The organism is Paraburkholderia sp. RHO2 (assembly GCF_050955445.1).
Taxonomy (GTDB): domain Bacteria; phylum Actinomycetota; class Actinomycetes; order Mycobacteriales; family Mycobacteriaceae; genus Prescottella; species Prescottella agglutinans_A.
Genome location: NZ_CP162617.1, coordinates 4,737,998 through 4,763,140 on the forward strand (window position 1 = coordinate 4,737,998; position 25,143 = coordinate 4,763,140).

Sequence of the window (25,143 nt, forward strand, 5' to 3'; positions counted from 1 at the left end):
GGAGCATCCGTGGATCCTCCCATCAGTTCCGCCTCTCGGGATGTCGCGAGCCGCGGCAGGTTCGATGCTCATCTGCCCGAGAGGCTCGGCTACCGGATCAAGCGCCGACTCCTCGGGCCGCCGCTGACGACCGCGCGCCTGCACCAGGAGCGACTGTCGAAGACGACCGCGCTGGGAGTGCTGTCGCCCGACTGCATCTCGTCGTCCGCGTACGGTCCGGAACAGGTGCTGATCGAACTCCTCCCGTACACCGCGCTCGCCGCGTTCACCCTGCTGCTGCCGATCACCGGCGTCATCCTCGTCATCCTGTTGCTGCTCACGCTGTCGTACCGGCAGGTCGTGATGCTCTACACCCACGCGGGCGGCTCGTACGTCGTCGCGCGGGACAACTTCGGCCCCAAGACCGCCCAGATCGCCGCGGTCGCCCTGCTGATCGACTACGTGGTGACGGTCGCGGTGCAGTCGGCGGCCGGCACCGTCGCGGTGGTGTCGGCGGTCCCCGCCCTGGGCCCGTACAGCCTCGAGATCACCGTCGGCGCGGTGCTGCTGCTCGCGTACGGCAACCTGCGCGGGCTCAAGGAGGCCGGCCACGCGTTCGCGTTCCCGATGTACTTCTTCGCTGGGTCGATCGGGGTCGTCATCGTCGTCGGGTGCGTCCAGGCCCTGCTCGGCAACCTCGGCCGGATCGACCCGACCGCCCTCGACGGCGCCGTTCCGATCGCGCACGGTGACGGTCTGGTGATGGGCGCGACGGTCCTGGTGATCCTGCGCGCGTTCGCGAACGGTGGCACCTCGCTCACCGGACTCGAGGCGATCAGCAACGGCGTCAGCGCGTTCCAGAAGCCCGAGGGCCCCAACGCCCGCCGCGCGCTGGTGATCATGGCGTCGATCCTGGCGTTTCTGGTCAGCGGCGTCTCGCTGCTCGCCTATCTCACGCACGCGACGCCGTACGCGGCCGGCTACCCGTCGGTGATCAGCCAGGAGGCGCGGATCGTCTTCGGCTCGGGCGCGATCGGTGACGTCCTGTTCGTCGTCGTGCAGACGGCGACCGCGCTGATCCTGTTCACCGGCGCCAACACCAGCTTCAACGGCTTCCCCTTCCTCGCGAGCTTCGTGGCCGACGACGCGTTCCTGCCCCGCCAGCTCCGCCGCCGCGGCCACCGCCTGGTGTTCTCCAACGCGATCGTCACCCTCACCGCGATCGCGGTCGTGTTGCTCATCGCCACCGACGCCAAGGTCAACTCGCTGGTGCCGTTCTACGCGATCGGGGTGTTCACCGGGTTCACGATGGCCGGTCTCGGGATGGCGCGGCACCACCAGAAGGCCCGCGGACCACACTGGCGCCGCGGCATGACCCTCAATCTCGCCGCCGGGATCACGTCGGCGATCGTGGTGGCGATCTTCGCGATCGCGAAGTTCACCGAGGGGGCGTGGGTCGTCGTGCTGGTGTTCCCGACACTCGTGCTGGTGCTGATCCGGCTGAATCGGGAGTACCGGGAGGAGGCCGCCGAACTGCGCGAACTCGGCGACGCAGAGGCCGACGCCGAGGCGGTGTACTCGCACCACATCGTCATCGTCCTGGTCGACGCGTACGACCTCGCGACCATCGAGGCCCTGCGGTACGGGCGCAGCCTGCGTCCGAGCGAACTGCGGGCCGTGCACTTCGTCCTCGACAACGCCCACGCCGCACACCTCAAACGCGAGTGGGAGAACAGCGATCTGGAGGTGCCGCTCGAGCTCGTCGAATGCCCGGACCGACGGCTCGGGCACGCGACGCTCGAGCTGATCGCCCGGGCCTCCGCACCCCGCACCGAGATCAGCATCCTGCTGCCTCGGCGCATCTACAGCTCGCTGCTGGGCCGGGTCCTGCACGACCGCACCGCAGACCACATCGCCCGGATCGTCAGCGACGTCCCGCACGCGGTCGCGATCATCGTACCCTTCGACGCGTCCAGCCGCCGGGGCGTGCTGCGGGCCCCGACGACCCCGTCCACGCCGCCGAACCGGCAGTGACGGCGGGGAAACGTTTCGCTCCCCGCCGTCACGCGCTTCGAGCTAGCTCGCGCTGCCGGTGGATCCGCTGGACCCGCTCGACCCGCTCGATCCGCTCGATCCGCTGGACCCGCTCGATCCGCCATCGAGCCCGAGCAGCGGCAGCAGGGTCGAGCTGCCGATTCCGGCGTCGAGCGCGGCGCTGCCGAAGGACACGACCGGGGAGACGCTGCCGAGACCGTCCGGCACGATCACCGGCGACATCGAGACACCGACGTTGCTCGGGTCCAGGATCGAGTTCCACCCGCCGCACGCGCCCAGGTAGATGTAGACACCGGTGTCGACCTGGAGAGTCTTGGTTCCGGTGTTCGGTCCGGGGAAGAGGATGCTGTTGCTCGCCGACGGGCCGAGGCGCAGTCCCGGGGACAGCATGATCTCGACGAGCTTGGCGTAGTCGTTGGCGTTGTACGCGACGAAGGCCTCGAGCGCCTTCTGCCCGTCGAGCAACACCGAGGTGCAGGTGGACTCGCCGAGCAGACCCACGGCCTTCTTCGGGTTGGTCAACGTGAGTTCGAGGTTCTTGCCGCCGAAGGAGCCCTGCTCGGCCGTCAGCGTGGGTCCGTCGAGTCGGTCGGCCGCGGCCGCCGTCCCGGTGCCGGTCAGCGCGAGGCCGACGACCATCGTCGTCGACGCAATCAGCCCCGCAGCAACCCTTTTCGCCTTCCGCAACTTCACGTCTTTCCTCCGTGTCCGATGTGACGGGTGACGCCCGACGCTCTCCGCGACCGGGCACGAACAAGATCAGGCGCCCATCGTCGCATGCCACGGCCCCACCGACGGTCGCTTCACCGGTTTCCGGGAAATCTCAGAAAGCGCCAGGCGTAGGCAGCGAGGCGGGCGACCGGAACCGGCTTCGGCCAGGCGTCGGGACGGAAGTACGCGTCGGACCCACCGTCGACGAAAACAACGCTCCCGCAGAGAAAGTCCGCCGAGTCGGAGAGCATGAACACCACCCAGTCGCCGAGGTGCCCGGCGTCGCCGAAGCCACCGACCGGCACCGGGTAACGCCGGATGGTCTTCGCCTCCCGCGGCGTCGCGAGTTGCTTCTCGAGCAGCGGAGTCATGATCGCGCCCGGAGCGAGGACGTTGAGCCGGATCCCGGCACCGGCCCACTCCTTCGTCGTCGCGTGCCGGCGGGCCCACCGGGTGACCGCGATCTTCGATCCGGCGTACATGATCGGCGCGGCGCCGTTGCCGAACAAGCGCAGCGACCGCACCGCCTTGTCCACGTCGCCGGACAGGAGGGCCCTGACCGTGCGCCGTGGCACCGCCGGGGTCGTGGTCGTCGAATTACTGCCGAAAACAACGACTTTGGCCTTACCGGACGCCGCCAGCGCGGCGCGCCATCCGTCGAGCAACTCGACGACGCCCAGGTAGTCCACCGCGCCGATCAGCGGCAGCCGGTCGGCGCCCGGGACGGGGCCGACGCCCGCGGCGAGCACAGCACCGTCGAGCTTGCCCCCGGCCTGTGAGAGCACCTCCCGCACGGCGTGCCGACGGCCCTCCGCGGTGGACAGGTCGGCGACCACCTCCGCGCCCTGCAGATCGACGCCGATGACGGTGTGTCCCGCCGCCGTCAACTTCTCCACGACCGCGCGCCCCATGCCCGACGCCGAACCGGTGACCGCGTAGACACCCATGAACCACGCCCTCCCCACGATGGCCGACGGGCGCAGAGGACCGTCCCCGGCGAGCCCATGCCGACGAATTTGACACACTACGCCATAAATGTTGTGATCCGCGGATGAACGGCGAACCACTTTCGGCCGCTTCGCGATCGGGCCGCCGGGGGCCGGGCCGGCCGAGCGTGCTCGACGCCGAATCAGTGGCCGAGGCCGCGCTGCGGCTCTGGTCCGAGCGCGGATACGCCGCGACCGGCTGGCACGACCTCGCGGAGGCGACGGGAATCAGCACCCGGACACTGATCCGCCACTTCGCGTCGAAGGCCGCGATCGCATGGGTCGGCGTCGGTGCGGCGACGCAGCGCCTGCGCGCAGGACTCGACGCGGCGGACGACGACGCCCCGCTCGCCCAGGCGATCCGCACCGCCGTCGTGTCCTCGGTCTCGCACCAGCCGCGCATCCGGCACGTCAGTCGCGAGTGGCTGCAACTGATCTCGCACGAGCCGGAGATCGCGGCCATGGCGTCGGTCGCGTATCGACCCTGGATCGACGAACTCGCCGGATACATCCACGGCCGCCTCCCCGAGGCGCCGCCCGCGATCTGCCAGGCACTGGCCACCGCCTACCAGGCCGCTGCAGGCGCCGCGCTGGCCGAGTGGGCACTGTCCGGCGCCGACACCGAACCGGCCGACGCCGTCGACGCCATGCTGCGCTGGATGGACGTGCACGCCCCCATCCCGTCGGCGGACACCCCCGAGAGCTGAATGGTCCCTTCATACGCTGTCAGCGCATGAAGGGACCCTTCAGCTGTTGAACCGAACTCAGATATACATCGCCGGATCGATGTACGACGTCGGGTCGACGAGTTGCTCGTGCCGCTTCCGTGGCCGCACGGCGGCGGGGATGCCGGTCGCGATGGCGTCTGCGGGGACGTCGCGGGTGACGACGGCGTTCGCGCCGATCGCGCTGTCGTCGCCGATCACGAGCGGCCCCAGGACCTTCGCGCCGGCGCCGATCGTGACGCGGTTGCCGATCGTGGGGTGCCGCTTGGCCTTGGCGAGCGACCGGCCGCCGAGGGTGACGCCGTGGTAGATCATGACGTCGTCGCCGATCTCGGCGGTCTCCCCGATCACGACACCCATGCCGTGGTCGATGAAGAACCGCCGGCCGATCGTGGCGCCGGGGTGGATCTCGACGCCGGTGAGAAACCGCGTGAACTGGGCCAGCATCCGAGCCGGTCCGCGCAGCGCGGGCTTGGCCCACATGCGGTGCGCGATCCGGTGCGACCAGATCGCGTGCAGGCCCGAGTACACGACGGCGTTCTCGACGTTGCTGCGCGCGGCCGGATCCTGACCCCTTGCTGCCTGGAGATCCTCCCGGATCGTGCGCAGGACACTCACAATTCTCAGCCTCGGATGTGTTCGAAGAGCGGGGTCGAGATGTAGCGCTCGCCGAAGTCGGGCACCACGACGACGATCAGCTTGCCGGCGTTCTCGGGACGCTTGGCCAGCTCGAGCGCCGCCCACACGTTCGCGCCCGCCGAGATGCCGCCGAGGATGCCCTCGTCGGTGCCGAGGCTGCGGGCGACGCCGATCGCGTCGTCGAACTCGACGTCGATGATCTCGTCGTAGATCTCGCGGTCGAGAACCTCGGGCACGAAGTTCGCGCCGATGCCCTGGATCTTGTGCGGACCGGGCTGGCCGCCGTTGAGGATCGGCGAGTCGGCCGGCTCGACGCCGACGATCGTGACCTCGGGCTTGTACTTGCGCAGCGTGCGACCGGCACCGGTCAGGGTGCCGCCGGTGCCGATGCCGGCGACGAAGATGTCGACGTCGCCGTCGGTGTCGGCCCAGATCTCCTCGCCCGTCGTGCGCGCGTGGATCTCCGGGTTCGCGGCGTTGGCGAACTGACGTGCCAGGACCGCGTTCTCGGTCTGCGCGACGAGCTCCTCGGCCTTCTTCACCGCACCGGCCATGCCCTCGGCGCCCGGCGTCAGGACGATCTCGGCACCGAAGGCGCGCAGCATGACGCGACGCTCGGTGGACATCGTCTCGGGCATCGTGAGGACGACCTTGTAGCCGCGGGCCGCGCCGACCATGGCGAGCGCGATGCCGGTGTTGCCGGACGTGCCCTCGACGATGGTGCCGCCGGGCTTCAGCTCGCCGGACTGCTCGGCGGCGTCGATGATCGCGACACCGATGCGGTCCTTGACGCTGTTGGCCGGGTTGTAGAACTCGAGCTTCGCCACCACCTGGGCGCCCAGGCCCTCGGTCAGCCGGTTCAGGCGCACCAGCGGGGTGCGTCCGACCAGTTCGGTGACGTTGTTGTAGATCCCCATGCCGGATCCTCCTCGTGGCCACGTCGGGCAGCCGGGTCGATGTCAGGTTGCTGCTATTGCACCATCCCGTCGTGAACGGCACGGAGCCGGGTCCGCTTACGTACGAACGTATACGCACGTCGACGCAATTGTGGGCGGGTGCCCCTCCACGATCACCCCCGAAACGACGAATGTCACATCGGTTCAGTAGAACTGAACCGATGTGACATTCGGTCGAAGCAGGGAGATCAGCCCAGGCGCTGCTTCAGGGCCTCGAACTCGTCGCGGACGCCCGACGGCACCTTCTCGCCGAGGAACTCGAGCCACTCCTCGATGAGCGGGATCTCGGCCTTCCACTCGTCGACGCTCACGGCCAGGGCCTCGTCGACATCCGCGGCCTCGACGTCCAGGCCGTCGAGGGTGAGGTCGGCCGCGGTCGGGACGTAGCCGATCGGGGTGCTGACGGCGTCGGCCTTGTGCTCGATGCGGTCGATGATCCACTTGAGCACGCGGGAGTTCTCACCGAAACCGGGCCACAGGAAGCGGCCGTCCGCGCCACGACGGAACCAGTTCACGTAGAAGATCTTGGGGAGCTTCTCCGAGTCGGCGTTCTTGCCGAGGTTGATCCAGTGGTTCAGGTAGTCGCCGGCGTTGTAGCCGAGGAACGGCAGCATCGCCATCGGGTCGCGGCGGACCGAGCCGACCGTGCCCTCTGCGGCGGCGGTCTGCTCGGACGACAGCGTCGCACCGAGGAAGGTGCCGTGCTGCCAGTCGAAGGACTCGCTGACCAGCGGAACCGTGGTCTTGCGGCGGCCACCGAACAGGATCGCCGAGATCGGCACACCCTGCGGGTCGTCCCACTCGGGAGCCAGGATCGGGCACTGCGACATCGGGGTGCAGTAGCGCGAGTTCGGATGGGCGGCGTTAGTGCCGGACTCGGGGGTCCAGTCGTTGCCCTTCCAGTCGATCAGGTGCTGCGGGTCGCCCTCGAGGCCCTCCCACCACACGTCGCCGTCGTCGGTGCGCGCCACGTTGGTGTACAGCGTGTTGCCGGCCTCGACGGTCTTCATGGCGTTGGGGTTGGAGCCATGGTTGGTGCCCGGCGCGACGCCGAAGAAACCGAACTCCGGGTTCACGGCGTACAGGCGGCCGTCCTCACCGAACCGCATCCACGCGATGTCGTCGCCGAGGGTCTCGGCACGCCAGCCCGGGATGGTCGGCTGGATCATCGCGAGGTTGGTCTTGCCGCACGCCGACGGGAACGCGGCCGCGACGTAGTAGTTCTTGTTCTCCGGCGAGATCAGCTTGAGGATCAGCATGTGCTCGGCCAGCCAGCCCTCGTCGTGGGCCATCGCCGACGCGATACGCAGCGAGTAGCACTTCTTGCCCAGCAGGGCGTTTCCGCCGTAACCGGATCCGTAGGACCAGATCTCGCGGTCCTCCGGGAAGTGGGTGATGTACTTGGTGTCGTTGCACGGCCACGCGACGTCCTGCTGACCCGGCTCGAGCGGTGCGCCCACCGAGTGCAGGGCCTTCACGAACGGACGGTCGGTGCCCATCTTCTCCAGGGCGGCGGTGCCCATGCGGGTCATGATGCGCATCGAGACGACGACGTACTCGGAGTCGGTGATCTCGACACCCAGCTTCGGGTCGTCGGCACCGAGCGGGCCCATGCAGAACGGCACCACGTACATGGTGCGACCGCGCATGCTGCCGCGGTACAGGTCCGTCATGAGCGACCGCATCTCGGCCGGGTCCATCCAGTTGTTGGTCGGGCCGGCATCGATCTGCTCCTTCGAGCAGATGTAGGTGCGGGACTCGACACGCGCGACGTCGGAGGGATCCGAGTTGCCGAGGAACGAGTTCGGCTTCTTCTCGTCGTTCAGGCGGGTGAACGTCCCGGCCTCGACGAGCTGATCGGTCAGGCGCTCCCACTCCTCGTCGGAGCCGTCGGCGAAGACGACCCGGTCGGGCTGGGTCAGCTCGGCAACCTCGCGAACCCAGGCGAGCAGCTCGGAGTGCTCAGTGGGGGGCGTGCCGTCAGTTCCGTTCAGACCGGGGATGGTCGCTGAGGTCATCAAACTCTCCTGGGGTGGGGCCGGGAACCGGAACGACCAGATCAGCCCCACGCAGAGCGGGGCTGAGAGGTGAACCGATTTCCCCCTCTCGGCGGGGTGCAGCCCGCCTACTCCGCCAGTCGCCCGCGTACGTCACCGCGGACAACGAACGAAGGACACGGGTGCCGGGTGTCCTAGCTATAGAGGTTAACGCCGCGGGTCGATCTGGGGAGAACCGGGTGTCGTCGGTTAGGTCACAGGAACGATTCAGACGGCACCGGACGTCACCAGCTCCGGCAAACCTCGCATTTTCAGAGGTCGAGGCCGCCCTCGTCGACCAGTTCCCAGTGTTCCCGACCGTCGGCATCGCGGCGGAACTCCCACGCCGAGTACTCGCCGTCACCGTCGACGATCGTCACGTGATCGGCATCGCCGTCGGCGTCCGTGTCGGTCGCGACGACGAGCGCGTCGTCCACGTCGAAGGACTGGGTGTCGAGGATGCCGTCGCCGTCGATGTCGAACGCGGCGCCCGTCAGGGACACCGCGCCCGACTCGGCCCCGAATTCGTCGGGATCGATGTCCGGCCGGTCGGCCGTCAACTCCTCGGTGGTGATCATGGTGCCTCCCGCTGGTTGCCGCGCAACTGTCGTCAAGGAGTTGGACGCGGTTCCACGCCGCCCGGTTCCCACGATTTCTTCGAGTTCTCCAGGGCCTCGAGAACCTCGGCGAGCGCGGCACGATCCCGCTCGCACGACGCGACGCGGCCGCTGCGCTGCGCCGCGAGCCGTCGCGCCTCGCCGTCGACAGCGGCCAGTTCCTCGTCCACCGCGAGGCCCGCCGCACGGCTGTCCGCGATCACGCGGGCGCTCACCGCCGCCTCCGTCTCGAGAATCCGCCCGAGTACCCGCTGCTCGAGCTGCGACCGCAGGTGCGCGGCGGCGTCCGACACCCACTGCCGCAGGTGCACCCGCTCGGCGACCAGCCGCCGCGCCCCCGCCAGCCACCACGCCGCCGCCCCGCCGAGCGCCAGCGTGACCGGGATCGTGGCGATGTCGAGCGCGGGCACCATCGAGATCGGGGCCACCGCGAGCCGGCCCAGACCGACACCCGCCGACGCCCCGACGACCACCATCATCCGGTCCTCGACGCCGCGGTGCCGCGGCTCCGGACCCGGCGGCGGATCGGGCGGCGCCGGGGCCGCCGCCGGCAGATCGGACACTCCGGCTCGGGCGGCGAGTTCCGTGAGCCGACGCCCGACCACCTCGTCCAGGTCGGTCGCCGCGCGGCCCGCCAGCTCACCCATCCGGTCGGGCAGCGTGGACAGCTCGCGGCGGCCGGACCGGTCGATGTCGGCGCGCACGGCCGCCGAGACGGCGCGGACCTCGGTGCCCGCCGCGTGCATCAGGTCGATCCGGGCCCGCTGGACGTCGCCGCGCACCCGGGCCAGCCGTTCCGCCCGCCCGCCGTCGCGCATCGCGACCAGCCGAGCCTTGCGGGCCCGCAGCTCGGCGCCGGCGGCGTCGCTGCCGTCCCGCGTCGCCCGGGCGGTCTCGGTGATCCGGCGGCAGGTCCGTTCGACCAGGGAGTGCGCGCCGCGGCGGGTATTGCGGTCGGCGATCACGCCGGGATCGGCGGCGAGCGCGTCGCCCACCACCGCCGGCAGCGCTTCGGGGCCGGGGAGGACGCGGGCGTCGGCGAAGCGCGCCGCGTGCGCCCGCAGCAGCGCCCCGTCCCGCTCCCGCACCGCGTCCCGGTCCGGGTGCGCGTCACCGCCGGTGAGCACGAAGACCACCCGCTCGACGTCCGCTGCGGCCGCGTCGAGCGCGGACAGTTCGTCGCGTCCGAGCACCGAGGCGCCGTCGAGGACCATCACCACCACGGCGGCCCCGTCCGGCGCACAGGTCACCGGATCGAACGGTGTCAGGGCGTCGAGCACGGATGTCGGGTCGATTCCGCGCACCGCCACGACGTGAACCGCGCAGCCGGACCGGTCCCGGTCGCGCCACCGGCACAGGCCCTCCGGGTCCCACCGTTCGACGATCCGTTGAGCGTCGGGCGGAAACTGGGGCACGTCGGGCGTCACCGCACCTCCTGGAACGCGCGGGCGGACAGGCGTCGACCGGCGAGGTCGCGTCGGCGCCGATCCGCGGCACCATCTCCTGGCACCTCCGCCGCGGCCGCCGCGAGCCGCACGGCCTCGTCGCTGCGCAGATAACTCTCGAGGACATCCCGGTCCGGTCCGCGCGCCGCAGCCTCCGCCAACACCTTCAGGGCCGCCCGGCCGCGACGGGCCTGGGCGATGCGAGCGGCGGCCGCGACGGCGGCGACCACGTCCGCCGCGCCGTCCGGGGTTCCCGGCGCGGGCTCGCGGCCCACCAGCGGCAGGGTCCGCACGCCCGTCTCGGCCTCGCATTCGGCGGCGATCCGCAGCGCAACGCCCCACGACGCCAGCAGATCGGCCTTGTTGACCAGCGCGATCGTCGCGCCTCGCGGCGCCCGGCGCAGGGCGTCGACGTCGGGGGTGCGTAGCGCTCCCGACAGGACGTAGACGACGACGTCACCGTCGAGGACCGGGTCGGCGGCGCCGGGCACGTCCACCGCCGAGGACTCGGTCACGGACCCGAGGCCCGCGCGCGCCAGAACACCCACGACGGCGGTGCGTCCGACGCCCGCGCGGCCGGCGACCTGGATCCGGATCGGCCCGGTCGCCTCGTCCAGCGCCTGCCGGGCCGCGCCGCCGATGTCCGCCGCGATGCGGCCGAGCAGCTCGTATCCGCTCACGACTGTGTCCCCCTGTGTTCCCCCGCCCGACCGGCGACGCCGATTCTGTCAGTGCGGAGAAGAGGAGATCAAGAGCACGTGGGGCCCACGGCGGTCGTCGCTACCAGGCAGAATGCTGGCGAATGGGGACCCGGACCACCGAAATCCGACCAAATTGTCCATATTATCCGCAGACCGTGTCGGCCGACACTCTCGGACATACGTGACAATGGTGCGGTGAACCACGCCGATCAGGACGCACCCGAGACCCCGCGCGACGATGTCGATCCCGTGCCCGCCGACGCTGAGGCAGACCGGCCCGTCGGCGCCGAGAAGGGTTCACGTCTCTACCCGCGGGTGACCAGTTTCCGCTCCCGCCGTGGTTCGCTGACCGATCCGCAGCAGGGTGCGTGGGACCGGATGTGGCCCGCGATCGGCCGGGACGTCGGCGACGATCTGCTCGACACCACGGCGTGGTTCGGCCGCGAAGCTCCGCTGATCATCGAGATCGGCTCCGGAACGGGCACCGCGACGGCCGCGATGGCGAAGGCCGAGCCGCACGTGAACCTGATCGCGATCGAGGTCTACCGGCCCGGCCTCGCTCAACTGCTCCAGCTCGTCGAGCGCGACGACATCCCGAACGTCCGGGTGCTGCGCGGCGACGCCGTCGAGGTCCTCGAGCACATGGTGGCCCCCGAATCGCTGACCGGTGTCCGGGTCTTCTTCCCGGACCCGTGGCCCAAGGCCCGCCACCACAAGCGTCGGCTGTTGCAGGCCCCGACGTTCGCGCTCATCGCGAGCCGGCTGAAGCCGGGCGGTGTGCTGCACGTCGCGACCGACCACGCCGAGTACGCCGAGGCGATCCGCGAGGCCGGTGACGCGGAGCCGCTGCTCACCCAACTCGACTGGGAGTCCCCGATGACGCACGAGCGTCCGGTGACGAAGTTCGAGGACAAGGCACACAAGGTCGGAAGCAGCATCACGGAACTCATCTGGGGGAAGATCAAGTCATGAGTCTCAGCGAAGGCACGCCCGGCACCGGGCTTGCCCACGATTCCCTCGGCGACAACGGACGCGACGCCCGTCAGCACAAGCGCGTGCTGCTGGTCTGGGATGCACCGAACCTCGACATGGGGCTCGGCGCGATTCTGGGCGGACGTCCGACGGCCGCGTACCGGCCCCGTTTCGACGCCCTGGGCCGCTGGCTGCTGTCGCGGACCGCGGAGCTTTCCGCCACCGAGACCGCCACGCTCGAGCCCGAGGCGACGGTGTTCACCAACATCGCCCCTGGTAGCGCCGATGTTGTCCGCCCCTGGGTGGAGGCGCTGCGTAATGTGGGTTTCGCGGTGTTCGCCAAGCCCAAGGTGGAGGAGGACAGCGACGTCGATGCCGACATGCTCCACCACATCGAGCTTCGCCGCGGTGAGGGTCTGGCCGGTGTCATGGTCGCCTCCGCGGACGGGCAGGCGTTCCGTGAGCCTCTGGAGGACATCGCGGCAACCGGCGTGCCGGTGCAGGTTCTCGGGTTCCGCGAGCACGCCAGTTGGGCGGTCTCGTCCGACATCCTGGACTTCGTCGATCTCGAGGACATCCCTGGTGTCTTCCGTGAGCCGCTGCCGCGGGTGAGCCTCGAGTCGCTTCCCGACGAGGGTGCCTGGTTGCAGCCGTTCCGCCCACTGTCCGCCCTGCTCGTCGGGCGCTGAGGAGTCGATTCGTGTTCGCTCGCTGGGGAGATCTCGTCTACCGGGCCCGTTTCACCGTCATCGCGGTGATGGTGGCCGGACTGTTGGCGCTGGGCGCCTACGGTTCCGGTCTCGGGCCTCACCTCAGTCAGAGCGGTTGGGACGATCCGGGGTCGGAGTCGGTGGCCGCGGCCAAGCTCGCGGACGGCACCTTCGGCCGTGACACCGCGGGCGACGTGGTGGCGATGTACACGGCGCCCGACGGCAAGACCGTCGACGACCCGGCCTTCGCGGCGAAGGTCTCCGAGAGCCTGCAGCGGGTGCTGGCCGAACACCCCGACGAGGTCGCGAAGGTCAACGCCAGCTATTTCGCGGTGCCGAACACGCCGCGGGTCGCGTCCCTGGCGGACAAGGACAAGACGCACGCCATCGCGAGTATCGCGCTGAAGGGCGACAACGACACCGCGATCACCAACAACTTCCGCGAGGTGCGGGACGCCTTCGACATCGACGGTGTCGAGGTCCAGCTCGCCGGCATGCAGCCGGTCGCGAGCGCCATCAACGACACGATGGCCAACGACCTCAAACGCATGGAGCTCATCGCGATCCCGGCGGTCGCGGTGCTGCTGTTCTTCGTGTTCGGCGGCGTCGTCGCCGCCGCGCTGCCGCTGATCGTCGGCGGCCTGACGATCCTCGGTGCCAACGGCATCGTGCGGCTGTTCACCCACTTCGCCGAGATCAACGTGTTCGTGATGTCGGTGGTGTCGCTGATCGGCCTGGGTCTGGCGATCGACTACGGCCTGTTCATCGTGAGCCGGTTCCGCGAGGAGTTGGGCGACGGGTACGACACGCGCGCGGCGGTGCGCCGCAGTGTCATGACCGCGGGTCGGACGGTGCTGTTCTCCGCGACCATGATCGCGGTCAGCCTCGGCGGCCTGATCCTGTTCCCGCAGGGCTTCCTCAAATCCGTCGCCTACGGCGCGATCGCGACGGTGCTGTTGGCCGCGTTCACCTCGGTGACGGTCCTGCCGGCGATCCTGAGCATCCTGGGCCGACGCATCGACAAGTTCGGGCTCAAGCGGTTCGGTCAGATCAGGTCGACCGAGGAGATCGAGTCCAGCATCTGGGGCCGGCTCACGCGCTGGGTGATGCGCAACCCGCTCAAGGTCACCATCCCCATCGTCGTCGGCCTCCTGCTGCTCATCATCCCGATGACCGGCATCAAGTTCGGCGGCATCAACGAGGACTATCTGCCGCCGGACAACCCGACGCGTGTCGCGCAGGAGCAGTTCGACGAGCTGTTCCCGGGCAGCCGCACCGAGCCGGTCAAGCTGGTGGTCAGCGGCGCCCAGGGCGCGGAGGTCGGCCAGATCATCAAGAGCGCCAACGAGGCGCCGGGCCTGGTGGAGAAGTTCTCGATCACTGGACCGGCGAAGGACGGCGTCCAGGTCCTCAAGGCCGGTCTGATCGACCGCAACGACTCCGCGGACACCATCGCCTATCTGCGATCGATGGACACCCCGGACGGCGTCCAGGTCCTCGTCGGCGGGACACCCGCGATCGAGCAGGACAGCATCAGCGCCCTGCTCGACAACCTGCCGCTCATGATCGTCTCGGTCCTGGCGGTGACGACGCTGCTGATGTTCCTGGCGTTCGGCTCGATCGTGCTGCCGATCAAGGCGGTGCTGATGAGCGCGCTGGGACTCGGGGCGACGCTCGGCATCCTGACGTGGATCTTCATCGACGGGCACGGATCGAGCGTGCTGAACTTCACCCCGGGGCCGATCACGTCGCCGGTGCTGGTGCTGATCGTCGCGATCATCTACGGCCTGTCCATCGACTACGAGGTGTTCCTGCTCTCCCGCATGGTCGAGGCCCGGTCGCAGGGCGCGAGCACCACCGAGGCCATCCGGGTCGGCACCGCGCACACCGGTCGCATCATCACCGCGGCCGCGTTGATCCTCATCGTGGTCACCGGAGCCTTCGGGTTCTCGGAACTGGTGATGATGAAGTACATCGCCTACGGCATGATCGCGGCGCTCGTCATCGACGCGACGCTGATCCGCATGTTCCTGGTGCCGGCGGTCATGAAGCTGCTCGGCGACGACTGCTGGTGGGCACCGGCGTGGATGAAGCGGATCCAGGAGAAGATCGGGCTGGGCGAGCCGATCCTCGACGACGAACTGAACGCCGCGGAGGTGCCGGTGCTGGCGACTGCGAACACCGCGGTGGCCGCGGCCCCGGCCCCGCCTCTGCCGACCCGCCCGTCGGAACCGCTGACGCAGCCCCTCCCCCGGGTGTCGGCGGCGCCCCGCGCCCGCTCGGCGACGCCGCGGCCCGCCGCGCCCGAACCGGGTCCCACGCCGACGAACGAGGTGCCGAAGCCGGCGCCGGCGGTGGCACCCGAGCCGCGGCCCCGGCCGCAGCCGTCCCGCCCGGACGGCGACGAGGTGGCGTGGCTCGCGGCGCTCCGCGCGCCGCACACCGGCATGATCCCGGCCGTGAAACCGGGACCCGCACCCGAGCCGACACCGGCACCGGAGCCGGAACCCCCGGCCCGGTACGAGGTCGCCGAGGAGTCGTCCGACACGGACACCGGTCGACATCACCGCGTCGACGGTGCCACCGTCAGCGTGAGCGAACTGCTCGCCCGCCACCGGGACGACGACTCGGTCGACGTCACCGACTGATCGTCAGCTGCCGAGCATCCTGCGCAGGGTCGTGCCGTACGGGTACCGCGCGGTGATCGATCCGAAGCGCACCCGGCCGCGGACGACCAGGTGCATGGGGCCGTACGGCGGGCCGGTGCGCACCTTGTTCGACACGGACCCGGCGACGGTGTCGACGTCGTTGAGGTCCGCCGTCGCTTCCGGCGGGAGGACGAGCGTGACGGAGCCGCAGTAGTCGTCGACGGTCAGGTGGACCACCTGGGTCTGCATCACGGCTTCGGTGAAGTCGAGAGTCGAGCTGCCCATCCGGGAGTCGAGGACCAGCGCCGGCGGCACGTTCCAGCGGCCCCTCCGGGTGATCGTCGACATGCGCCCGCGGATGACGAGCGGCTGCTGCGCGGGATGGCCGGCGGCCGGCGGCACGGCACCGGGCACGCCCACGGTCTGTGTCCCGACGGCGGGCCCGGGCGGGACCGCGATGCCCGACGGCTGCACCCCGTTCGTGTAGGCCGGGTCGATCTGCATTCCCGGCAGGTCCACCAGGACGGCGTTGAGTTCGCCGCGGGTCTTCGCGGCGAGGGCCGTGTCCATCCGTTCGGTGAATTCGCCGAGCGAGAGCATGCCCTGTCCCACTGCCCGCTGGAGCAGTCGGCCGACGTGTTCGCGTTCGGCATCGGTCACCCGCAGATCTCGCGCCTCCATGCCGGTAAGGATAGGTCAGTCGCGCGGTCCGTCCGATTTGTCGCCCGGCCGGATATGGGGCTCGTCGGGTGTCGCGGGGAACATCGGGACGGACGGGTCGGCGTTCGCCAGTGACTCGTAGACCCCTTCCTGGTCCGCGGCGCACAGGGACCGGACGGCGGTGTTGAGGAACGCCACGATCGGGACGGCGAGCAGTCCGCCGACGATTCCGGCGAGGACGATGCCGGTGGCGATCGCGAGGACCACGGCGAGCGGGTGCAGCCGGACGGCGCGGCCGAGCAGCAGCGGCTGCAGCACGTGTCCTTCGAGCTGCATGACGCCGATGATGATGCCGAGCACGATCAGCGCGGTGAGCAGGCCCTTCGTCACGAAGGCGACGAGGACCGCGAGGAACCCCGTCACGAAGGCGCCGACGATGGGAATGAACGCGCCGATGAAGACAAGCGACGCGAGCGGCAGCGCCAACGGCACGCCGAGGATGGCGAGGCCGGCGCCGATACCGATCGCGTCGGCCGCGGCCACCGCGACGGTCGCGCGGGTGTAGCCGACGAGGGTGTTGAAGCCCTGTCGGCCCGCCACCCGGACCCGGTTCCGGGTGTTCTTCGGAATGATCCGCGTCACGAACTCCCAGACCTGGTCACCGCCGTAGAGGAAGAACACCAGGGTGAAGAGGGTGAGGAACGCGCCGGCGAAGATCTCGCCGACGACGGTGGCCGTGGTCAGCGCTCCGCTGGTCAGCGCCTCCTGATTGGACTGCAGAGCTTTGACGACGTTGTCGCCGGCGTGCCGGATCTGGTCCTGACTGAAGTGCAGCGGCCCTTCGGTGAGCCACTGCTGTGCCTTGGTGACGCTGGTGGTGAACTGGTCGGTCAGCCCGGGGAGGCCCTCGACGAACTGTTCCACGACGAACGAGAGGATCGCGCCGACCAGTCCTATCGTGCCGACCACGGCGATGATCACGGCGGCGGACCGCGGCACTCCCCGCCCGTGCATCCAGTCGACGGCCGGGATGAGCAGCGCGGCCACCAGGAGCGCCAGCGCCACGGGGATGACGACCGTTTCCAGCTTGGCGATGACGTACCCGAGCGCGACCAGTCCGGCGAAGAGGACGAGCAGGCGCCAGGTCCAGGCGGCGCCGACGCGCACGAGGGGATGCACCGACGCCGACGCGGGCCGTTCGGGCTCGGGGCCCGACTGGTCCGGCGTATCCGCCTGTGCGGGAGCGTCGTCCGGGTCGTTGTCGCCCACGGCGCGAGCCTAACGGCGGGAGGGCCGTCCGCGGCGGAGAATCGACCGCCCGGCGCGGCTGGCGTGTGCGCTGCCAGGCAGCGAAGTATGTCCCGCTAAATTATGAGGTCGTGTGGGCATCGTACCGAGCAGTGACGCTGACGATTCGTAGTCGTTGGCCCCTCTACATGCTCTCGATGCTCGGGGCGAACCTGATCGGCGCCGTGCTGGTCTTCGCCTTCGTCCGCTACGGCATCCCCATCCCGGAGTCCGCGGACATCATCAACGACCACGTCCGCAACTTCGCCGTGTTCAGCGTGTACCTCGTCTTCGCCGGCGTCGTGAGCCTCACGGCCGCGGCGATGATGTTGCGTTCGGTGATCCGGTGGCAGCTGCGGGGCGGCCCGCCGACCCGGGCCGAGCAGATGGCGGCGCTGCACGCGCCGCTGCGACAGGCGATCGTCCACCTGGTTCTGTGGTTCCTCGGTGGCGTGATCTTCGTGCTCCTCACCGTCGAGGAGATGCCGGAGTTGGCGATCGCGGTGGTGGTCACCGTCGGCATGGCCGCCACCACGACGTTCGGTTTCACGTACATGCTCGGTGAGCGGATCCTGCGCCCGGTCGCGGCGCAGGCCCTGAGCGAGGGCCAGTTCGACCGGACGATGGCGCCCGGTGTCGGGACCCGCATGGCGATGACGTGGGGCCTGGGCACGTTGATGCCGGTGATCGGCATCATCCTGCTGTGCGTCACGCAACTCACCACCGACTTCGAGTTCGCACCGAGTGCGCTCGCGTGGGCGATCCTGTTGCTGTCGATCATGGCGATCGGGCAGGCGTTCGCGCTGTCGATGCTGACCGCGAGCCAGATCTCCGACCCCATCCGCCAGCTGCGCCGGGCGATCGAGCGGGCGCAGCGCGGCGAGAGGGAAATCCGCGTCGAGGTCTTCGACGGCTCGGAGATCGGCCGCCTGCAGGTCGGCTTCAACCGGATGATGCGCGAGTCCGACGAACGGAAGCTGCTGCGCGAGCTGTTCGGCCAGCACGTCGGCCAGGACGTGGCTCGCCGCGCGCTGCAGTTCGGCACCGAACTGGGCGGCGAGACGCGGTTCGTCGCGGTCCTGTTCGTCGACATGGTCGGCTCCACCGGCGCGGCGGCCGAACGCCCGCCGGGTGAGGTCGTCGAGCTGCTCAACGAGTTCTTCCGGGTGGTTGTCGACGTCGTCGACCGCCACCACGGGTTCGTCAACAAGTTCATGGGCGATGCGGCGCTCGCGATCTTCGGGGCCCCGCTGGACCGCCCGGACGCACCGACGGCGGCGCTGGCGGCGGCACGGGAGCTGCGGTTCGCGCTCAACGAGATCACCGGCCTCGACATCGGCATCGGCGTGTCGGCGGGGCTGGCGGTCGCGGGCAACATCGGCGCGGCCGAGCGCTTCGAGTACACGGTGATCGGCGACCCGGTGAACGAGGCGTCGCGGCTGACCGAGCTCGCGAAGCTGCGGCCGAGCCGGGTGCTGGCGTCGACGAGTGCGCTGTATTTCGCCGACGACGAGGAACAGGCGCACTGGGAGCTGGGCGAACAGGTGCAGCTGCGGGGCCGGCGCCGCAACACTCATCTCGCCTGGCCTGTGTTGTATCCGGAGTGACGTGAGCAGTTTTGGTTACCCTGGGCTCGTGGCACAGCCTGAGCCCGACCCGCGAGGCGGCGACCCGGATCGGCCGCGCGGTCGTTTCTGGTGGCTCAAGTGGGTCGCCGGCGCCCTCCTCGTGGCGCTGCTGGTCGGCGAAGGTGTCTATCTGTGGCCGCGGCTGCACGAATCGTGGCAGGCGCTCACGGAGATCCACTGGGGCTGGGTGGCGGTGTGCATCGCGGCACAGGCGGTCTCGTTGAGCGGCTACGGCCGTGTCCAGAAGCAGTTGCTGCACGCGGGTGGCGTGTCGGTCACCCAGCGCAAGTCACTCTCGGTGATCTACGGATCGACGGCGATGGCGTTGACGCTGCCGGCCGGTCAGGTGTTCTCGACGGCCTTCACGTACCGCGAGACCCGCCGCTGGGGCGCCACCCCGGTGGTGGCGTCGTGGCAGCTCGCGATCTCGGGCGTGATCGCGGCCGCGGGACTGGCGGCGATCGGGGTGGCCGGGGCGCTGCTGGTGGGCGGGTCGGTGAGCCCGTTCACGCTGCTGTTCTCGGTGGCCGGACTGGTCGCGCTGATGTACGCCGGCCGCTACGTGTCGGCGCATCCCGAATCGATCGAACGAGGCGCGCGCTGGGTGCTGACCCGCGTGAACCGGATGCTGCGCAAGCCGCCGGAGACCGGCATGGACGCGGTGCGGACCACGATCGAACAGCTCGACTCGGTGCAGCTGGGCAAGCGCGACGCGGCAGTGTCGCTGGCCTGGTCGGCTGTGCACCGGGTGGCGGACGTGGTGTGCCTGGGCGCGGCGTGCTTCGCGATCGGCGCCGATCCGGTGCTCGCGGGCGTGCTCATCGCGTTCGCGGCGGGCAAGGCGGTCGCGACGATCCCGGGTGCGCCGGGCGGCCTGGTGTACGTCGACGCGACGCTGATCGCCGCGTTGACGACGGCCGCGAGCATCAGCGCGTCGCAGGCGGTGGCGGCCGCCTTCGTCTACCGCGGCGTGAGTTTCATCCTCGTCGCGATCGTCGGCTGGATCGTGTTCCTCTTTCTGTTCCGTGGTCGCCAGCATGGCGAGCTGGAGTTCGACGTCGAACTCGAGCGGCGCGAGACGACCGCCCTGCAGGAGCACCGGCCGTTGCCGCGGCCGGAGTGACCGCCACCGGCCTCATCCCAGGTCGACGGCCATCGCTTCGAGGTGTGCGCGGCTGACTCGGGCCGCCTCGTCGACGTCGCCGGCCGCGATCGCGTCCACCAGCGCGGCGTGCTCGTCGGCGTCGGGTGCGGTGTCCCGGTCCCGCAGCCCGAGGAGGCCGATCATCTCGACCATCGCGTCGGCGACCCTGGGCACGAACGTCTCGAAGAGCTCCGACAGCACCGGGTTGTGCGCACCGGTGACGATCGCGCGGTGCACCGCGGTATCGGCCTCGACGAACTCCCGGTCCGGCGCGTCTGCCGCGGCCGCGCGCAGTTCGAGGGCTCGTCGCATAGCGGCGACGTCGGCGTCGGTGGCGCGCAGGGCCGCCAACCGCGCGGCCTCGATCTCGATCGCGGCCCGGACCTCGACGACGGCGGCGATCGCGCCGCGATGCAGCACGGCCTCCCAGCCGTCGGCCTCGGGTTCGGTGCGTTCGACGAACACCCCGGCACCCTGCCGCGGCCGCAGCAGACCCTGACCGGCGAGCATCCGCAACGCCTCACGAATCGTCGACCGTCCCACACCGAGTTCGGCGGCCAGCGTCGTCTCGCCCGGCAACTTCGTTCCGATCTCCCACTCCCCCGCCTGTAGACGACGTCGTAGCTGGTCAGCCGCCTGATCGGCGAGCAGGTTCCGGCTGAGCGCGGTGGTCAAGCGATCTCCTCAGGTTGTCAGACAAGTTGTTTTCCTCTAGCTTAACCGGCATGACGTTCCGCGGACTGCTTCTCGGTCGCCGCGGCGGGGTCTGACCGGACCGGCGCCCCGCCGCGGGGTTCCGCTGTGCCGGTCGACCGTTTCGATCCGCACAGGAGTCCGCACGTCATGCACTGGAATCGTCAACGCCCGTCGTCCATGCCCAGCCACCGCTACCGCCCGCACTTCGAGCGGGTCCCGGTGCCGCTCGTCGAACGCTCGTGGCCCACCGCCCATACCACCGTGGCACCGCTGTGGGTGCCGGTCGATCTGCGCGACGGCAATCAGGCCCTCGCCGAACCGATGGATCCCGCCCGCAAGCGCAGGTTCTTCGAGCTGATGATCGCCATGGGGTACAAGGAGATCGAGGTCGGTTACCCGTCGGCCAGCCAGACGGACTTCGACTTCGTCCGCGACCTCGCCGAGCAGGACCTGGTGCCCGACGACGTCACCGTCGTCGTGTTCACCGCGGCCCGAACCGATCTCATCGAGCGCACCTTCGCGTCGGTACGTGGGCTGCCGAACGTCGTGGTGCACATGTACACCGCGACGGCACCGACGTGGCGCGAGGTCGTCCTCGGACACGACCGGGACGCGCTGCACCGCTTGATCTTCGACGCCGCGCAGGACGTCGCGCGTGGCGGCGACGCCCAGCCCGGCGTGCGCTTCGAATTCTCCCCCGAGGTGTTCAACCTGACCGAACCCGACTACGTGCTGCGGGTGTGCGACAGCCTCACCGAACTGTGGGACGCGTCGCCGGACCGTCCGGTGATCCACAATCTGCCTGCAACGGTGGAGATCTCGACGCCGAACGTGTACGCCGATCAGATCGAGTACATGCACCGCCATCTGGCGCGTCGCGAGTCGGTGATCCTGTCGGTGCATCCGCACAACGACCGGGGCACCGGTGTCGCGTGCGCGGAGCTGGCGGTGCTGGCGGGCGCCCAACGCGTGGAGGGTTGCCTGTTCGGCAACGGCGAACGCACCGGCAACGTCGACCTGGTGACGCTCGCGCTGAATCTGCACGCGCAGGGCGTCGATCCGATGATCGACTTCTCCGACATCGACGAGGTTCGGCGAACGGTGGAGTACTGCAACAGGATCGACGTTCACGCCCGCCATCCGTACGGCGGCGACCTGGTATACACGGCGTTCTCCGGCACGCACCAGGACGCGATCAAGAAGGGTTTCGCGCACCACCACGCGGCGGCCGAGGCGGCGGGCGTCGACCCGGGGCAGGCGCGGTGGGACGTGCCGTACCTGCCGATCGACCCGCGGGACGTCGGCCGCGACTACGAGGCCGTGATCCGGGTGAACAGCCAGTCCGGCAAGGGTGGCATCGCCTACCTGTTGCAGACCGGGTACGGCATCGACCTGCCACGGCCGCTGCAGATCGACTTCGCGCGGCGCGTGCAGCGCGCCACCGACGACAGCGGCATCGAGGTCACCGCCGAGCAGCTGCGGGAGCTGCTGTTCGCGGAGTACGGTTTCGACGGCAAGCTGGGCCAGTGGTCGGTCGAGCACCGCGAGGGCGGTGACCATCTGCGCCTGCGGGCCGAGTTCGACGGCGTGGCCGTCGACGGCGGCGCTTTCGCGGGTGGGCCGGTGGAGGCGCTCACCAAGATCCTGGCCGACCACGGGCGGCCGGTGGAGGTGCTCTCGCTGGTGCAGCAGTCGGTGGGCGAGGGCAGCGCCGGCCGGGCGGTCACGTACGCGCTGTGCCGCAGCGGCGACGCCCAGCACTGGGGTGTCGGGTTCGACCAGTCCGTGACGGCGTCGGCCCTGCGCGCCGTGCTGGCGGCGTCGGCCCGCGCCCGCTCCGACGGCAACCCCTCCGGCGATGTGCGCACTTAACGCTTCCCCCACCCGTCCTCGGGCACCGATAAGTGCGCACATCGCGCGGTGACGCCACCTCGCACGGCGCACCCGCCACGGCCCCGTTCGCCGTGGCGGGTGCGCTGCTGTCTCGGAATCCCCGACCGGGGAGCCGACTCACCGAGGGCGCACGAGTGATCGACTGTCGCCCCGGAACTCGGCGACGGACTTACCTCGAACACGCACCGTGACGTCGTAGATACCGTTGCGCCCGTATCGTTCTCGCTCCACCGCCTCGGCGACGAGCTCGTCGCCCAGTCGCGTGGGGGCAAGGAACCGGATGTCCGCCCGTGCGGCGACTGCAGGCTCGTCGTACCCGTTGCACGCGAGCGCAAAGGCCGTGTCCGCCAATGCGAACACGAATCCGCCGTGCGTGATTCCGTGCCCGTTCACCATGGTCGCCCCGACCGTCATCGACGCGACCGCGCGTCCCGGGACCAGTTCGAGCACCTCGATTCCCAATGCCTGCGACGCCACGTCGGCGTCGAACATCTCTCGCGCCGAGCGGCGTTCGACGGTCATTGCTCCCACCGGCCCGAGAGCCGACTTCCCTTCCTTGTCGCCGTCAGAGCGCTCCATCGCCGGACGCCCCCTTGGCGACGAGGGTGAGGACGTCATAGGTCGCCACCGCATCGCCGTCCTGGTTCGCGACCACCGCGTCCCATCGCACCTCGCCGTAGTCGGCACTGCTGCGCGGCGTGATCAGCTTCGCCGTCAACGTCACGGTGAGGCTGTCGTCCGCCTTCACCGGGGTCAGGAAGCGCAGACTGTCGACGCCGAAGTTCGCGAGGACCGGTCCCGGGTTCGGCTCGACGAACAATCCTGCCGCGAGCGAGACCACGAGGTAGCCGTGCGCGACGATGCCACCGAAGAGGGGATTCGCCGCCGCGGCATCGGGATCGGTGTGCGCGTAGAAGGTGTCGCCGGTGAACTCGGCGAAATGGTCGATGTCCGCGCGTGTCACCCGCCGCGGACCTCCGACGACGGTGTCACCGATCCGCAACTCCGCCAGGTTCTTCCGGAACGGATGGATACCGTCGTCGGATCGCCGCGATCCCGGAACCCAACGATTCCCGACTGCGGTGAGGATGTCCGGCGTCGCCTGGATCGCGGTGCGCTGCATGTGGTGCAGGACTCCGCGGATGCCACCGAGCTCCTCACCGCCACCCGCGCGGCCCGGGCCACCGTGCACGAGCACGGGCAGCGGCGAGCCGTGTCCGGTCGATTCTCGAGCGTCGTCCCGGTTGAGAACCAGGACGCGTCCGTGGAAGGGCGCGAGCCCCAGCACGATGTCGCGGGCGAGCCCGGCGTCGCGGGTGACGAGGGAGGCCACGAGGCTGCCCTTGCCACGAGCCGCGAGCTCGATCAGCTCGCCGGTACCGTCGTATCCGATCACCGTGCTCACCGGCCCGAACGCCTCGATGTCGTGCGGCTCGTCGGCTGCCGTGTCGTCGCAACGCAGCAGGATCGGGGGCAGGAACGCACCGGTGGAGCTGTCCGCGCCCACAACGTCGAAGTTCTCCGGGTCGCCCACCACGATCAGCGCCGACTTCGTCAGTCCGCGGATCGCTTTCAGAACCTCGTCGCGCTGTTCGAGGCTCGCCAGGGCGCCCATGGTCACTCCCTCGGCATCGGGGGCCCCGACCACGACCCGCGCCAGGCGGTCCCGCACGGCCTCGACCACGTCGTCGACGAGCCCCGACGGCACGAGGGCACGACGGATCGCGGTGCACTTCTGGCCCGCCTTGACGGTCATCTCCGTGACGAGTTGCTTGACGTAGAGGTCGAACTCCTCGCTACCGGCCTCGACGTCCGCACCGAGGATGGAGGCGTTGAGAGAGTCCGCCTCGGCGTTGAAGCGCACGCCCTCGGCGACGATCCGCGGATGGGCCCGGAGCGTCGCCGCGGTGTCGGCGGATCCGGTGAACGCAACCGAGTCCTGCCCGTCGAGGTGGTCGAGCAGATCCCGAGCGCTACCCGAAAGCAGCTGGACCGACCCCTCCGGCAGCAGTCCGGACTCGATGATGCGGCGGAACACCAGTTCGGTGAGATAGGCCGTCTGACTTGCCGGCTTGACGATCGACGGAACACCGGCGATGAATGCCGGCGCCAGCTTCTCGAGGAAACCCCACACCGGGAAGTTGAACGCGTTGATCTGGACGGCGACGCCACGCCGCGAGGTGTAGACGTGCTGGCCGAGGAAAGTCCCCGCCTTGCCGAGCTGCTCGGGGAGTCCGTCGAGGTGGACGGTGTCGTTGGGTAGCTCGCGCCGCGCCTTGCTCGCGTAGCTCAACAGGGTTCCGAAGCCGCCGTCGATGTCGACGCCGGAGTCGCGCCGCGTCGCGCCGGTGGCCGCGGACAGCGCGTAGAACTCGTCCTTGCCGGCCATGAGCGTCAGGGCCAACGCCTTCAGCGCTGCGGCGCGCTCGTGGAAGGTGAGTTCGGCGAGGGCGGGTCCACCGACCGCACGGGCATGCGCCACCATCCCGGCGATGTCGAGCCCGGTCGACGAGATGCGCGCCACCTCGGAACCATCGACTGCGCTCAGCAGCGGTGTTCCGGCATCGGGTGCCGTGTACCAGCTCCCGGCGACGTAACTTTGCACTAACCTGCTCACGAGAACCTCTTTCCACCGTACGTTCGGTCGGTAATCAG

General features: G+C 69.8%; 20 protein-coding genes and 1 pseudogene. 8 read left to right on the forward strand and 13 right to left on the reverse strand.

Features of this window, described 5'->3' with window-relative positions; all coding sequences use genetic code 11:
* The first annotated feature begins 9 nt into the window (after positions 1–9).
* Positions 10–2,013: an APC family permease gene (locus ABTV10_RS22065; RefSeq protein WP_499030444.1), complete on the forward strand. Its 2,004-nt coding sequence runs from the start codon at positions 10–12 to the stop codon at positions 2,011–2,013.
* A gap of 42 nt (positions 2,014–2,055) precedes the next feature.
* Here ABTV10_RS22065 and ABTV10_RS22070 read toward each other — a convergent pair whose 3' ends face one another.
* On the reverse strand, positions 2,056–2,727 hold the full coding sequence (locus tag ABTV10_RS22070) for a hypothetical protein (protein ID WP_499030446.1): 672 nt from the start codon (positions 2,725–2,727) through the stop codon (positions 2,056–2,058).
* Positions 2,728–2,837: 110 nt separating this feature from the next.
* The gene (locus ABTV10_RS22075; protein WP_499030449.1) at positions 2,838–3,692 is read right to left on the reverse strand and encodes an SDR family oxidoreductase; all 855 of its coding nucleotides are present in this window, start codon (positions 3,690–3,692) and stop codon (positions 2,838–2,840) included.
* A 104-nt stretch (positions 3,693–3,796) separates the two neighbouring features.
* Between ABTV10_RS22075 and ABTV10_RS22080 the strand changes: the two genes are divergently transcribed.
* Positions 3,797–4,438: a TetR/AcrR family transcriptional regulator gene (locus tag ABTV10_RS22080; protein WP_499030452.1), complete on the forward strand. Its 642-nt coding sequence runs from the start codon at positions 3,797–3,799 to the stop codon at positions 4,436–4,438.
* A 117-nt stretch (positions 4,439–4,555) separates the two neighbouring features.
* Here ABTV10_RS22080 and epsC read toward each other — a convergent pair.
* The 6 genes and pseudogenes from epsC to ABTV10_RS22110 all read right to left on the reverse strand — a co-directional run.
* Positions 4,556–5,065 (reverse strand): annotated as a pseudogene (gene epsC, locus ABTV10_RS22085) (serine O-acetyltransferase EpsC); the annotation flags it as partial.
* A 14-nt stretch (positions 5,066–5,079) separates the two neighbouring features.
* The gene (gene cysK, locus ABTV10_RS22090; RefSeq protein WP_499030455.1) at positions 5,080–6,012 is read right to left on the reverse strand and encodes a cysteine synthase A; all 933 of its coding nucleotides are present in this window, start codon (positions 6,010–6,012) and stop codon (positions 5,080–5,082) included.
* A gap of 227 nt (positions 6,013–6,239) precedes the next feature.
* Complete coding sequence (locus ABTV10_RS22095) at positions 6,240–8,069, reverse strand: phosphoenolpyruvate carboxykinase (GTP) (RefSeq protein WP_499030457.1); 1,830 nt, start codon at positions 8,067–8,069, stop codon at positions 6,240–6,242.
* A 290-nt stretch (positions 8,070–8,359) separates the two neighbouring features.
* Positions 8,360–8,665 carry a DUF6802 family protein gene (locus ABTV10_RS22100; protein ID WP_499030460.1) on the reverse strand — a complete coding sequence of 102 codons (306 nt, stop codon included), beginning with the start codon at positions 8,663–8,665 and terminating at the stop codon, positions 8,360–8,362.
* Between the two features lie 32 nt (positions 8,666–8,697).
* Entirely contained in the window at positions 8,698–10,131 is a 1,434-nt protein-coding gene (locus ABTV10_RS22105; protein WP_499030463.1) for a hypothetical protein, read from the reverse strand.
* Positions 10,128–10,829, reverse strand: coding sequence for a hypothetical protein (locus tag ABTV10_RS22110; protein ID WP_499030465.1), 702 nt, complete (start codon positions 10,827–10,829; stop codon positions 10,128–10,130). Before ABTV10_RS22110 ends, ABTV10_RS22105 begins: the two co-directional genes overlap by 4 nt.
* A gap of 216 nt (positions 10,830–11,045) precedes the next feature.
* Here ABTV10_RS22110 and trmB point away from each other — a divergent pair, with 216 nt between their 5' ends.
* From trmB to ABTV10_RS22125, 3 genes are read left to right on the forward strand one after another with little or no spacing between them, the layout of a single operon-like run.
* Positions 11,046–11,822 (forward strand): tRNA (guanosine(46)-N7)-methyltransferase TrmB, encoded by a 777-nt coding sequence (gene trmB / locus ABTV10_RS22115; RefSeq protein ID WP_499030467.1) that lies wholly within the window; start codon positions 11,046–11,048, stop codon positions 11,820–11,822.
* Positions 11,819–12,511, forward strand: coding sequence for an NYN domain-containing protein (locus ABTV10_RS22120; protein WP_433607576.1), 693 nt, complete (start codon positions 11,819–11,821; stop codon positions 12,509–12,511). Before trmB ends, ABTV10_RS22120 begins: the two co-directional genes overlap by 4 nt.
* An 11-nt stretch (positions 12,512–12,522) precedes the next feature.
* A complete protein-coding gene (locus ABTV10_RS22125) occupies positions 12,523–15,180 on the forward strand; it encodes an MMPL family transporter (protein WP_499030469.1) in 2,658 nt (885 codons plus the stop codon).
* Positions 15,181–15,183: 3 nt separating this feature from the next.
* Here the strand turns inward: ABTV10_RS22125 and ABTV10_RS22130 are convergent, their stop codons facing one another.
* Positions 15,184–15,861: a DUF1707 SHOCT-like domain-containing protein gene (locus tag ABTV10_RS22130; protein WP_499030472.1), complete on the reverse strand. Its 678-nt coding sequence runs from the start codon at positions 15,859–15,861 to the stop codon at positions 15,184–15,186.
* Positions 15,862–15,876: 15 nt separating this feature from the next.
* Positions 15,877–17,109 (reverse strand): AI-2E family transporter, encoded by a 1,233-nt coding sequence (locus ABTV10_RS22135; protein WP_499030474.1) that lies wholly within the window; start codon positions 17,107–17,109, stop codon positions 15,877–15,879.
* A gap of 131 nt (positions 17,110–17,240) precedes the next feature.
* Between ABTV10_RS22135 and ABTV10_RS22140 the strand changes: the two genes are divergently transcribed.
* Positions 17,241–18,734 (forward strand): adenylate/guanylate cyclase domain-containing protein, encoded by a 1,494-nt coding sequence (locus ABTV10_RS22140; protein ID WP_499030477.1) that lies wholly within the window; start codon positions 17,241–17,243, stop codon positions 18,732–18,734.
* A 28-nt stretch (positions 18,735–18,762) separates the two neighbouring features.
* Positions 18,763–19,878: a lysylphosphatidylglycerol synthase transmembrane domain-containing protein gene (locus ABTV10_RS22145; RefSeq protein ID WP_499030479.1), complete on the forward strand. Its 1,116-nt coding sequence runs from the start codon at positions 18,763–18,765 to the stop codon at positions 19,876–19,878.
* 12 nt (positions 19,879–19,890) lie between these two features.
* On the opposite strand, the gene ABTV10_RS22150 is transcribed toward ABTV10_RS22145, so the two are convergent.
* Positions 19,891–20,574, reverse strand: a complete 684-nt coding sequence (locus ABTV10_RS22150) for a FadR/GntR family transcriptional regulator (protein WP_499030481.1) — start codon at positions 20,572–20,574, stop codon at positions 19,891–19,893.
* A 168-nt stretch (positions 20,575–20,742) separates the two neighbouring features.
* On the opposite strand from ABTV10_RS22150, the gene ABTV10_RS22155 reads away from it, so the two are divergent.
* Positions 20,743–22,467, forward strand: a complete 1,725-nt coding sequence (locus ABTV10_RS22155) for a 2-isopropylmalate synthase (RefSeq protein WP_499030483.1) — start codon at positions 20,743–20,745, stop codon at positions 22,465–22,467.
* 138 nt (positions 22,468–22,605) lie between these two features.
* Here ABTV10_RS22155 and paaI read toward each other — a convergent pair whose 3' ends face one another.
* Positions 22,606–23,067, reverse strand: coding sequence for a hydroxyphenylacetyl-CoA thioesterase PaaI (gene paaI / locus ABTV10_RS22160; protein WP_499030486.1), 462 nt, complete (start codon positions 23,065–23,067; stop codon positions 22,606–22,608).
* Complete coding sequence (gene paaZ, locus ABTV10_RS22165) at positions 23,054–25,093, reverse strand: phenylacetic acid degradation bifunctional protein PaaZ (protein ID WP_499030488.1); 2,040 nt, start codon at positions 25,091–25,093, stop codon at positions 23,054–23,056. Before paaZ ends, paaI begins: the two co-directional genes overlap by 14 nt.
* Positions 25,094–25,143 lie beyond the last annotated feature (50 nt).

Bases quoted from the DNA above. Each gene is read 5' to 3' on its own strand.
- ABTV10_RS22075 (WP_499030449.1), bottom strand. From the start codon at position 3,692: ATGGGTGTCTACGCGGTCACCGGTTCGGCGTCGGGCATGGGGCGCGCG.
- ABTV10_RS22080 (WP_499030452.1), top strand. From the start codon at position 3,797: ATGAACGGCGAACCACTTTCGGCCGCTTCGCGATCGGGCCGCCGGGGG.
- cysK (WP_499030455.1), bottom strand. From the start codon at position 6,012: ATGGGGATCTACAACAACGTCACCGAACTGGTCGGACGCACCCCGCTG.
- ABTV10_RS22095 (WP_499030457.1), bottom strand. From the start codon at position 8,069: ATGACCTCAGCGACCATCCCCGGTCTGAACGGAACTGACGGCACGCCC.
- ABTV10_RS22100 (WP_499030460.1), bottom strand. From the start codon at position 8,665: ATGATCACCACCGAGGAGTTGACGGCCGACCGGCCGGACATCGATCCC.
- ABTV10_RS22120 (WP_433607576.1), top strand. From the start codon at position 11,819: ATGAGTCTCAGCGAAGGCACGCCCGGCACCGGGCTTGCCCACGATTCC.
- ABTV10_RS22130 (WP_499030472.1), bottom strand. From the start codon at position 15,861: ATGGAGGCGCGAGATCTGCGGGTGACCGATGCCGAACGCGAACACGTC.
- ABTV10_RS22155 (WP_499030483.1), top strand. From the start codon at position 20,743: ATGCACTGGAATCGTCAACGCCCGTCGTCCATGCCCAGCCACCGCTAC.
- paaI (WP_499030486.1), bottom strand. From the start codon at position 23,067: ATGGAGCGCTCTGACGGCGACAAGGAAGGGAAGTCGGCTCTCGGGCCG.